This window comes from Enterococcus sp. GPZ-007, from assembly GCF_059374735.1.
Genome location: NZ_JCAFYN010000077.1, coordinates 1 through 10,566 on the forward strand (window position 1 = coordinate 1; position 10,566 = coordinate 10,566).

General features: G+C 41.6%; 10 protein-coding genes. 4 read left to right on the forward strand and 6 right to left on the reverse strand.

The window, feature by feature from the left end:
• Window positions 1-416 precede the first annotated feature (416 nt).
• Window positions 417-1,058: a cyclic di-AMP binding protein CbpA gene (cbpA, locus tag AC4J95_RS20555; protein ID WP_494551458.1), complete on the forward strand. Its 642-nt coding sequence runs from the start codon at window positions 417-419 to the stop codon at window positions 1,056-1,058.
• Window positions 1,059-1,104: 46 nt separating this feature from the next.
• Here cbpA and AC4J95_RS20560 read toward each other — a convergent pair whose 3' ends face one another.
• On the reverse strand, window positions 1,105-1,608 hold the full coding sequence (locus tag AC4J95_RS20560) for a QueT transporter family protein (protein WP_494551466.1): 504 nt from the start codon (window positions 1,606-1,608) through the stop codon (window positions 1,105-1,107).
• A 179-nt stretch (window positions 1,609-1,787) separates the two neighbouring features.
• Here AC4J95_RS20560 and AC4J95_RS20565 point away from each other — a divergent pair, with 179 nt between their 5' ends.
• Both AC4J95_RS20565 and AC4J95_RS20570 read left to right on the forward strand, forming a co-directional pair.
• Window positions 1,788-2,087 (forward strand): hypothetical protein, encoded by a 300-nt coding sequence (locus AC4J95_RS20565; RefSeq protein WP_494551459.1) that lies wholly within the window; start codon window positions 1,788-1,790, stop codon window positions 2,085-2,087.
• 136 nt (window positions 2,088-2,223) lie between these two features.
• Complete coding sequence (locus AC4J95_RS20570; protein ID WP_494551460.1) at window positions 2,224-3,213, forward strand: diacylglycerol/lipid kinase family protein; 990 nt, start codon at window positions 2,224-2,226, stop codon at window positions 3,211-3,213.
• A gap of 27 nt (window positions 3,214-3,240) precedes the next feature.
• On the opposite strand, the gene recD2 is transcribed toward AC4J95_RS20570, so the two are convergent.
• From recD2 to AC4J95_RS20590, 4 genes are all read right to left on the reverse strand, one after another.
• Entirely contained in the window at window positions 3,241-5,652 is a 2,412-nt protein-coding gene (gene recD2, locus AC4J95_RS20575) for an SF1B family DNA helicase RecD2 (RefSeq protein ID WP_494551461.1), read from the reverse strand.
• A gap of 21 nt (window positions 5,653-5,673) precedes the next feature.
• On the reverse strand, window positions 5,674-6,330 hold the full coding sequence (locus AC4J95_RS20580) for a histidine phosphatase family protein (RefSeq protein WP_494551462.1): 657 nt from the start codon (window positions 6,328-6,330) through the stop codon (window positions 5,674-5,676).
• A gap of 27 nt (window positions 6,331-6,357) precedes the next feature.
• Window positions 6,358-6,864 carry a tRNA (uridine(34)/cytosine(34)/5-carboxymethylaminomethyluridine(34)-2'-O)-methyltransferase TrmL gene (trmL, locus tag AC4J95_RS20585; RefSeq protein WP_494551463.1) on the reverse strand — a complete coding sequence of 169 codons (507 nt, stop codon included), beginning with the start codon at window positions 6,862-6,864 and terminating at the stop codon, window positions 6,358-6,360.
• Window positions 6,865-7,399: 535 nt separating this feature from the next.
• Window positions 7,400-8,227 carry a methyltransferase domain-containing protein gene (locus tag AC4J95_RS20590; RefSeq protein WP_494551464.1) on the reverse strand — a complete coding sequence of 276 codons (828 nt, stop codon included), beginning with the start codon at window positions 8,225-8,227 and terminating at the stop codon, window positions 7,400-7,402.
• A 134-nt stretch (window positions 8,228-8,361) separates the two neighbouring features.
• On the opposite strand from AC4J95_RS20590, the gene AC4J95_RS20595 reads away from it, so the two are divergent.
• Window positions 8,362-8,997, forward strand: a complete 636-nt coding sequence (locus tag AC4J95_RS20595) for a copper homeostasis protein CutC (RefSeq protein WP_494551465.1) — start codon at window positions 8,362-8,364, stop codon at window positions 8,995-8,997.
• Window positions 8,998-9,111: 114 nt separating this feature from the next.
• Here the strand turns inward: AC4J95_RS20595 and AC4J95_RS20600 are convergent, their stop codons facing one another.
• A complete protein-coding gene (locus tag AC4J95_RS20600) occupies window positions 9,112-10,560 on the reverse strand; it encodes a glycoside hydrolase family 1 protein (protein WP_494551467.1) in 1,449 nt (482 codons plus the stop codon).
• Between the last annotated feature and the right edge of the window lie 6 nt (window positions 10,561-10,566).

Below are 10,566 nucleotides of genomic sequence, written 5' to 3' on the forward strand. Positions count from 1 at the left end.
TCCTAATTCCTATTAATGTATTCATTTTCCTGGTGAAAAATGAGTTTGATTGTCATGCCGTATACCATCCAACTAAGTGTTACATTCTATAACTTATCTAGTTGTTGATGATTTCGTTCATAACGCGATGCTTCCTGCGAAAAGTTGGACTGGCATCCTAATTCCTATTAATGTATTCATTTTTCTGGTGAAAAATGAGTTTGATTGTCATGCCGTATACTGCGAACTGGTAATCTCCCAAGGTCACATAGTTACATTATCATCTATCCTTTTGCCTGTCAATCTTACATCCCAACAATAAATTTTTCTTCAACTGTCGATTCTTGAATATGAATTGTTTCTAAAATAAATTTCTTTATCAGATATAATATGATAATATGATGAAAGAATGAATAGCTTTATTGGAGGGTTATTGGATGTTATTAAAAAGTCTCGTTTATCCCAAAGAGAATTTGACGACGATCAATGAATCGACGACATTGCAAGAGGCATTGGATATACTTGAAGGCACTGGCTTTCGTTGTGTTCCAATCCTTGATGAAAGCAATCAAATTTTCCGAGGCAATATTTACAAGATGCACATTTACCGGCACAAAGCAAACGGCGGCGACATGGATCTACCTGTCACTCACTTGCTGAAAAACGCAACAAAATTTATTTCGCTCGACACTTCATTTTTTAAAATCTTTTTTACAATTAAGGAATTGCCATATATTACTGTCTTAGATGAAGATCATCATTTTTATGGCATCTTGACCCATAGTACCTTGTTAAATATGTTATCACAATCTTGGAATATCCAAACCGGCAGTTATGTGATCACGGTCGTTTCGACCGGCAAACGCGGTGACTTAGCCGCTATGGCAAAAATTATTTCGAAATTTACGACGATCGCTAGCTGCATCACGTTGGATGTTGGTAAAGATTTCAAGGGGCGCCGTACTCTGTTCACTTTACCTGCTGGTGTAGATGAAAATAAAATGAATCATATTATCGATCATCTTGAACGCAAGCATTTCGAGATTCAAGAAGTTGAAGCATTATCCATGCAAGACTGATCTTTCAATAGAAATGGCGATCCTGAAATTCAGGATCGCCATTTATTTATATTTGCTTTGCAAATTGCAAACGTGTATTCAAATAGTACATAATCGGTGCTGAGATCGTCATAATGATTGCTTCACTCAACGCTGTCCAGCCATAAGTCGGCCAGAAAGGTAATTGTGCGGTTAAATTCAGCATCAAAGCAATTAGAAACATGCTGGCACTGAAAAATACCACATTCAAAGCTAATCGAACTTTCGTATTCTTTACGACATTTTGTAAAACTGCCGTTAAGGTTAAAGCCAACAGCGTTTGTCCGCCACCGAAGACCACATCGAGCCAGCCCATGCCAAAGATCGCATTGTAGACAACGACTCCGCCGAAGATCCCCCATAGATATTTTCGATTAAATACGACTAAATGATTCAAACTTTCTGAGATACGAAACTGAATCGCACCGGATGCTACAGGTGAAACTAAGATCGTCAAAGCCAAATATAGCGCCATGATGATTCCGTTGGTCACTACAACAGTGACACGCTTTCTTTCTACCATATTCATAATTGTCCTTCTTTCTCCGAGTTTTTTTTAAGCGGGATGGTTGATGAACCGCTGTAAACCTTTTACAGCATACTTTTTTTCAGATTGTAAGTCAACTCTTGAAGTCAGCAAAAACAGTTGGTTAAAATTGAATTTTTCTAGCTTCGGGTGATACAATCAGCTTGAAGGAAAGGAGATCGGCTATGCTAGGCATTGACAATGAATTGGAACAGTTGTACAAAAAGGCACAGCAGGATGGCAAAGCTGTGCTCAAGGATCGTTGGACAGCTGGAAACTACGGCTGTTGCAGTACCCGCGCTCCATTAGTAGAAAAATATAGGATTGAACACACCGATACACATAGCTCGCTTTATCTCTGGTGCACAAAAGTAGTAGTGGTTGATCACGATAAACAAACAGCTCGTGTGAACGAAGCCTATAAAGCCTCAAATTATGACAAAAAAATCATCGACTGGTTTATTCAGCAAGCTCGAAAATCATAACTGACTCGCTCGCCTGCTGGCCTTCTCAACAATACGAGAAGGCTTTTTTTGACTCTAGGATTAATAAAAAATGAATCAATTTTCTACAGTTCCTTTCATTACTCTGTTATAATCAGTTTTTGAAAGGATCGAGGACATGAATCTTCATTATCATATTTTAATTAACCCCGCAGCTGGCAGCGGAAATGCGGCGAAAACAGCAGAAAAGATTATCCAGTTGCTTGATGACGGCGACTATACATACACTCCGTATTACACAGAGAAACCTGGCGACGAAAAAAAAATCGTCGATCGATTAGCCGACCTGTTGAGCCCTTGGTCGGAAAGCTGCGAAAAGGACCACATCGATAATTCATTTCATCTGTTAGTAGTAATCGGCGGTGATGGTACACTCCATCAAGTCGTCAATGAATTTTACGCGTTGAATGTCCAGCTTCCGGTCAGCTATATTCCTGCTGGTTCAGGGAACGACTTTGCTCGCGGCATCGGATTATCTCGCGACCCGGAGAAAGCCTTTGAGCAGATCACTTCAGCATTGAAGCCGCAACCGATCAACGTCTTTCACTATGAAGAAAAGATTCGGGAAGAACAAGGTGTCATTCTAAATAATGTCGGAATCGGCTTGGATGCTCTGATCGTTGCAACAACGAACGCTTCGACTTCAAAGAAAGTCTTGAACAAGTACCATTTAGGCTCAGCTTCGTATGCCCTTTATCTGGTAAAAGCGATCTTTACCCAGAAGACCTTTCCGATTCTGGTGGAATTAAACGGCCAAACGCTGAGCTTCGAACGGACTTTTTTATGTACAACGACAAATATCCCTTATTTCGGTGGCGGCGTGGCGATCGCACCAATGGCTGATCCGAAAAAGGACACGATTGATCTAGTTATCGTAGAAAAACCAAACATGCTGGCAATTCTGCGTTTCTTGCTTCAGCTATTACGGAAGAAACATATAGAGAACAAACATTACAGACATTTTACCAGCAGCAAAATTCGGATCGTCTCGGTTGTTCCGCAGCACGGTCAGGCGGATGGCGAGGACATGGGGGAACGCTCCTTTGACATGAACTTCTCCACTGGCACACAATACATCTGGTATGCAGACAAAAGGACTGAGAAATAAATCCGCGGATTTATTTCTCAGTCCTTTTTACATAAACATAGCAGGAGTAACGTTTTCCATTCCAATCATTGGATCAATCACTTGAGCGGTGATCAATTTGGGGGTCAAAATTGTCGGCTCATTTGCTGCTTTTGCGATTGGCTTAGCTTTTTCTTCTACTGCTTTAAACGGTTCTTCTTTTGGTTTTGCTGGAGCGTCTTTGGCATCCTTCATAATTCGTTCAATCAGGGTGGTTTTTCGAACTGCTGATTCACGAGTGACACAGGCTTGGAAGGCTTCTTCCTCACCTAGCAGGATCAATAAATCCTTGCTTCGGGTCACGGCTGTATATAGAAGATTGCGCTGTAGCATCCGCGAATATTGCTTGACCATCGGCAGGAGTACCATTTTGAACTCGCTCCCCTGTGATTTATGGATCGAACAGCAATAGGAAAGTTTGATCTTATTCCATTCCGTCCGCTTGTAGCTAACTTCATTGCTGTCGAACTGAATGACTAGTTCGTCGACTTTATCTTCAGATTCTTTTGCTGGAATGATTCCGACAATGATACCCATATCGCCATTGAAGACATTCAGCTCTGGATTGTTAACCAATTGCAAGACTTTGTCCCCAATTCGATAAACCACATCATTCCATTGCACTTCTTTTTTTCGCCCATCATTAGGATTAAAAATTTCCTGCATCATTTTATTGATGGCATCGATTCCGGCTGGTCCGCGGTACATCGGTGCTAGAACTTGAACATCTTGAGCAGTAAAGCCTTTTTTCTTCGCCCGTTCAACGACTTGTTTGATGACCTCTTCCATTTGAAAAGCATGACAAGCAATAAAGGATCGATCCTGCTGATTTTTACGAAAATCCTGCGGCAGCTTGCCGTCTTTGATTTCATGTGCTAAAGGAATGATCGATGACCCATCGCCTTGACGATAAATATCCGTTAGCTCCATCTTCGGAATCTCTTCAATCTGCAGCAAGTCATGAAAAACTTGCCCCGGTCCGACTGATGGCAGCTGATCCTTATCTCCCACGAAAATCACTTGCATGTTATTCGGGATCGCCTTCATCAACGTATTAGCTAACCAAGTATCTACCATCGACATCTCATCAACGATTAGTAATCCGCCATCTAGCTCTTTGGCATCAATATCGGGTGTTTCATCATTCGCGTTCAGTCCCAATAAGCGATGGATCGTGCTTGCTGGCAGTCCCGTTGTTTCATTCATTCGCTTCGCAGCACGTCCAGTCGGTGCTGCTAAGAGGATCGGGAAAACAGCCTGAGTGTAATCTTTCGGATCTAGCGATAGATCATTCAACTCAGCAAATAATTTGACGATTCCATTGATGACAGTGGTCTTTCCTGTTCCGGGACCACCCGTCAAAATAAACAACGGCGAACGAATCGCTTCCTTGATTGCTTGATCCTGTGAATCGCCATAAGTGATCTTCAACTGCTTTTCAATGATGCGCAAGTTTTTATCAATGGCTTTCTGGGAGTAATTGATCTCTTTTTTTCGTGCTAGCAAGCGCTCGATTGATGAAGCGATCCCCCACTCACTGAAATACAAGGTATTCTCGTAGATTTTTGTCGCTTCCTGTTGAATTTTATCTTCTTCAACTAATTGGATGATCATGTTTGCAATCTGATCTGGCGCGATTTCCACTGGTCGTGTCGTTTCCAATAGCTGCAAGACCTCTGTCAATAGCTGCTGAGCCTCTACATAGGTATCGCCGCTTTGATTGGCATCCTCATTGACTTGATGAAAAATCGCTGCCCGTATCCGCTGCGGGCTATCCGCCGCAATTCCTAATTGCTCCGCTAAGCTATCGGCCTTTTTAAAGCCGATTCCATCGATATCCTCCACCAGCTGGTAAGGATTCTCCGCGATCACTTCCAAGGCTTCATTACGATAGGTTTGAAAGATCGTAAACGAAAGCTGACTACCAAAACCATAGCGGCTTAAACCAACGATGATCTGCTCCATGCCGTGATTTTGCCGAATCGTCTCTACAATCACCTTTTGCTTCTTCACATTTAAATTCGGAACCTTGGCCAGTATATCGGGATTTTCCATAATTTGATCAATGGCTTCTTCCCCTAGAGTGTCGATAATATTCTCCGCGGTCTTTTTTCCAATTCCAGGGAATTTCTCACTCGAAAGATAATTGATCAAACCATTGGCCGAAGTCGGATGTGCCTGTTCATAGCTTTCTACTAGAAACTGTTTGCCGTAACGAGGATGGTCAACAAAATGTCCGAAGAAGCGATAATCTTCATCTTCTTGCACATCACCGAAACTTCCGGTTACAACGATTTCCTGTTCGAGATAATCGCTATTGGTCTCGCTGACCTTGATTAGCAAGACTTTATAGAAGTTGCTGGGATTCTGAAAGAAAATCGCCTTTAATGTTCCTACAATGTATAGCTGTTCCTCTGACATTTTGCTCACCCTTTCTGTCTTCTATAGTAATGAATCCGGTTTTGAACCAGTACCTGCTAAAAAACTGACATCATTCCATTGAAGCATTCGATACGGTGGTTTACTGCCGTCTGCTTCTAAAATCGTCAAGCTATTGTTGAATAGGCCACCCATCTCTCGTAATTCTGCTAATGGTTTTCCGGTTAACGCCTGAATTGCTGCTGTCAATGCAGCACCATGTCCGACAAAAAGAAGCGGACCTTCCTTGGCTTCCACCACCGCTTTTTCTACCAGATCATTGATGCGTTTAAGCATGTCTTCGATTTTTTCACCCTCAAACGGGGTGGGATCATAAAGCTCTAGGTGATGACGTAAGTTGACCATATCTTTTGGATAACGTTCTTCAATTACTGGGATCAATTGACCTTCCAAAGTCCCTAAACCTAGCTCACGCAAATCTTCTGACCGAATGATTTCTGTCGGCTGCGCCAATTGCTTATTAATGCCTTCCGCTGTTAAGTAAGCTCGCTTCAATGTACTTGTGTAAATTTTTTCAAATGGAATATCTCTTAATTCTTTTCCTAAAGCCTTGATTGCTTCCAGACTCTCCGGCAGCAATGGGGAATCCCCCATCATACCTTGAAATCGTTTCTCTTGATTCCAACGCGTTTTTCCGTGACGAGTAAAATAAAGTTTCATAAAATTCCCTTTCCAAGTCCGTATTATCTAGTCTAACTTATCGTTTTCATAATGATGCGTCAATTCCAAATTAGGAAAACTTTGTTGGCGCAGCGCTTCATAAACAACTAAAGCAACCGTGTTGGATAGATTCAATGATCGAACGTGCTCATCATTCATTGGGATGCGTAAACATTTGTCTTCATTTTCCCGCATGAATTCTTCTGGCAGACCAGTCGTTTCTTTCCCAAACATAAAGAAATGGTCAGCGTCATCAGTATAATCGATCTCAGAATAGGTCGCATTGGCGAACTTTGTGATTAAATGCAATTGCTGATCTCCTAAGTATTCAAGAAAAGCAGCTAAATCTTTGTGATAAGTGATATTCACATCATTCCAATAGTCCAGACCTGCTCGCTTTAAGTGCTTGTCGTCCGTCGAGAATCCCAACGGTTCGATCAAATGCAGCGGTGAATTTGTTGCCGCACAGGTTCTTGCGATATTTCCCGTATTTGCAGGAATTTGTGGTTCAAATAATACGATATGATTTGTCATGATAGTTTCCTTCAATCTAATTTAAGTATTTATTCCAATAAAGCTATTCGCTGCTAATTCGAAACCAGAAACGTATTACCGACAGCAGCTAGCTCATTTCAAATGAAATATTTTTCAAAAGGCCGAAAAATACTCTCATCTTCGTTTCGCATACGATTCCACTAATCGCGCTGAAGACGCGAAGTGGAACTCACAGCTAGCTCACAAGCAAAGAAATCATTTTTCCAAAGACCAGAAAAATGAATCGATTTTCGTACGCATATCATTCTGCTAAACTGCTCGTTAACAGTGAGACGTTCACATCTTTTGCTCTTCTCGAACTTACTGAAACTGCAAAAAGCAGAACTGACAAAAAAAACGTACCAACTCGGTGTCTAGCACGGCGAGTCGCTACGTTAGTGAAGCACTTTTCACTAACTTTTATCAGAACAGGAACCTGATAAAAACCAATGAAAAACAACTTGTTTGTACTATAACATCACGAAGTCACAAATGCAACCTTCTGTTTTCAGGAATTTGAATGAAAGCGTATTCTCTAATGACCTTTTAATAATTCGATATCAACCGTTATTTCCTTCAAAGGATTTGCTGCTAGTTTTGCTTTTACCTCCCGTGAAACCTGCCATTCCAGCGGCGACATTTCCAGTAGATCTAATCGATTTTCTTCTGGAATCTCAAAGGTATAAGTAATACGCTCACGATGATCAATTTCTAGCTCTTCTGTGAAACGTTGAATTACTGCTTCATTGGAATAGGCTTCGCTATCAGGATGATAGATTGCCCGCAGCTCTTGTAAATAGCCAGATTGCGGAACCACTTTGACCACACAGCCATCTGGCTTCATAACACGTTTAAACTCTCGGTACTGTGAAGGAGAGAAAATGTTTAATATCGTATCGAAGGATTGATCAGCAAACGGCAGGTTCGTCAAATCAGCGACACACCAAAAAGCGTCGAAGGGTTGATTACTGGCTAAATAGATGCCTTCCTTAGCGATATCAAAACCAATATTTACCGAATTTGTCTTCAATTGATTGATTTGCTGCAAGAAACTGCCCTCGCCGCAGCCAACATCTAAAAGATTCCCAGTCTGCATGAAATCCGCGATTTTTTCAATCACAGGCTGATACATCCCAGAACGGATCATTCGTCCCCGTGGTGCGAACATCTCATTGTCATACTCCGTTTTTATTTGATGATCTAAAAAGTAAAGCGTGCCTTTTTTCGCTAGATCAAAACGATGTCCGTTCACACAGACTAAACTTTTTTCTTTCTGACTCATTTTCTGATGACAGTTGGGACAACGGAACAACTCCTGCTGCTTAGCTAAAAATAAAGCGCCCCGATCAATTTTTTTAAGCATCTTTTCACCTCTTTTTTGCTATCCTATCATAGCATAGTTCTTTTATTTCTACTATCATCGAGATATGCTAAACTATACGTCGAGGTCATCAATTTTTCTAAAAAAATTTTCTTATAAAACTGGAGGACATACTCATGATTAAAGAATTTTGTGCGGAAAACTATACCGACATTCCAAAAGCGATTCAGGCTGGTGCAGGACGGATCGAATTATGTGACAACTTAGCTGTTGGCGGGACAACACCCAGCATGGGCGTGATTGAAGAAGCATTGTCGTATGCTGGCGAGAAACATGTACCGATCATGACCATGATCCGACCACGCGGCGGGAATTTTGTCTATAACGATATTGAATTGAAGATTATGGAAAACGATTTGATTCATGCCAAAAATGCGGGAACCGATGGTGTTGTTTTTGGTTGTCTGACCGAAGACAACGAGGTTGACGAAGAAGCGTTGGAAATGCTGATAGGCAACAGCGAAGGGTTATTAACAACCTTCCACATGGCATTTGATGAGCTTTCAAAAGAAGAACAATTCAAAACCATTGATTGGTTTGCAAAATTGGGCATCGACCGCATTCTAACTCACGGTGGCCCCTTATCAACTTCGATTGACGAAAACCTTCCGCATCTTAAAGAATTAATTGATTACGCGGCTGGTCGAATCATCATTTTACCTGGCGGCGGGATCAATGAGAAAAATGCCGAACGAATCGCTGAAGCATTAGGCGTCAACGAACTTCACGGCACTAAGATCGTTCAGTTTTAACCATAAGGACAGCTAATTCGTATTAAAGAATTAACTTTTTCAAAAACCGAAAAAGCTGGACTCGCAAAAAGCTCTGAAACAGTGATCAAACAATCGCTGTCTCAGAGCCTTATTTTATGCTAAGTTCTCACCATTCGTGGCAATCACTTCTTTATACCAATAGAAGGAATCCTTCCGCGAGCGTTTCAACGTACCCTGGCCCTTATCATCTTGATCCACGTAAATAAAGCCATAACGTTTAGACATTTCACTGGTACTTGCACTGATCAAATCAATACAACCCCATGGTGTATACCCCATCAATTCGACACCTTCATCAATTGCCTTAGCCATTTCTGTTATATGATCCCGCAAATAATCAATGCGATAATCGTCATGAATTTTGCCATCTTCGGCAACAACATCCTTTGCGCCTAAGCCATTTTCCACGATGAATAGTGGAATTTGATAACGGTCATACAATTTATGCAGCGTGATCCGCAAGCCAACCGGATCAATTTGCCAACCCCAATCACTTGCGGCTAGATAAGGATTTTTCTTCGATCCTAAAAGATTACCCGCCGTTTCTTCTCCAGGCACATCATGAGAAGCGATACTACTCATATAGTAACTGAAGGACATATAGTCCACTGTTCCCTGCTTCAAGATTTCATCGTCGGCTGCTTCTTTTTTGATGGTAATGTTATGATCACGGAAGAATTTATCCATGTAGCGGGGATAATACCCGCGAATCTGGACATCTGAATAAAACAAGTTTACATGATCGGCCTCCACACTCTCCATTACGTCCAGCGGGTTAGAGGTTTCTGGGTATGCTTCTTGACGCGCCAACATGCAGCCGATTTGCGCATCTGGCAGCATTTCATGACAGGCCTTAACGGTTAAGGCACTGGCGATAAACTGATGATGTGCTGCCTGAAACTGTGACTGCAGCATGTTTTCGGTTTTATCCGCTAAAAGTCCGCCACTCAAATAACCGGTCATTCCGATAATATTAATTTCATTAAAGGTCAACCAATACTTGACCTTTCCCTGGTAACGCTTAAATAATACCTTGGCATAACGAACGAAATCATCGATCGTCTCACGGCTTTCCCAACCATTCCGTGTTAACGCCAAGTTCAAGGGAAACTCATAATGAGAGATCGTCACTAGTGGTTCGATGCCATATTTTAAACACTCGTCAAATAGCTCATCGTAAAAAGCCAATCCTGCTTCATTTGGTTCTAAATCATCGCCGTTTGGAAAAATTCGCGGCCAAGAAATTGATAAACGGAACGTCTTAAAGCCCATTTCAGCAAACAATGCAATATCTTCTTTATAATGGTGATAGGCATCGATCCCGTAGCGCTTCGGATAAATGCCCTCTGTATCTTTCATGGCAGCCTCAACTTTTTCGGTCGTCATTGGTTGTAAAATTGAGAAGCTTTTTTTATCAGGATTATCTGTATAAAGTGCTGTATCCGCAGTAGACCAGCCTTTTCCATCCTCTAAAAAGGCACCTTCCCATTGATTTGCGGCGACTGCGCCACCCCACAAAAAGTTTTTTGGAAATTTAGTCATCTTCTC

Excerpts from the sequence above, each read along its gene's own strand:
- cbpA (WP_494551458.1), top strand. The coding sequence starts at position 417 with ATGTTATTAAAAAGTCTCGTTTATCCCAAAGAGAATTTGACGACGATC.
- AC4J95_RS20565 (WP_494551459.1), top strand. The coding sequence starts at position 1,788 with ATGCTAGGCATTGACAATGAATTGGAACAGTTGTACAAAAAGGCACAG.
- AC4J95_RS20570 (WP_494551460.1), top strand. The coding sequence starts at position 2,224 with ATGAATCTTCATTATCATATTTTAATTAACCCCGCAGCTGGCAGCGGA.
- recD2 (WP_494551461.1), bottom strand. The coding sequence starts at position 5,652 with ATGTCAGAGGAACAGCTATACATTGTAGGAACATTAAAGGCGATTTTC.
- AC4J95_RS20580 (WP_494551462.1), bottom strand. The coding sequence starts at position 6,330 with ATGAAACTTTATTTTACTCGTCACGGAAAAACGCGTTGGAATCAAGAG.
- trmL (WP_494551463.1), bottom strand. The coding sequence starts at position 6,864 with ATGACAAATCATATCGTATTATTTGAACCACAAATTCCTGCAAATACG.
- AC4J95_RS20590 (WP_494551464.1), bottom strand. The coding sequence starts at position 8,227 with ATGCTTAAAAAAATTGATCGGGGCGCTTTATTTTTAGCTAAGCAGCAG.
- AC4J95_RS20595 (WP_494551465.1), top strand. The coding sequence starts at position 8,362 with ATGATTAAAGAATTTTGTGCGGAAAACTATACCGACATTCCAAAAGCG.
- AC4J95_RS20600 (WP_494551467.1), bottom strand. The coding sequence starts at position 10,560 with ATGACTAAATTTCCAAAAAACTTTTTGTGGGGTGGCGCAGTCGCCGCA.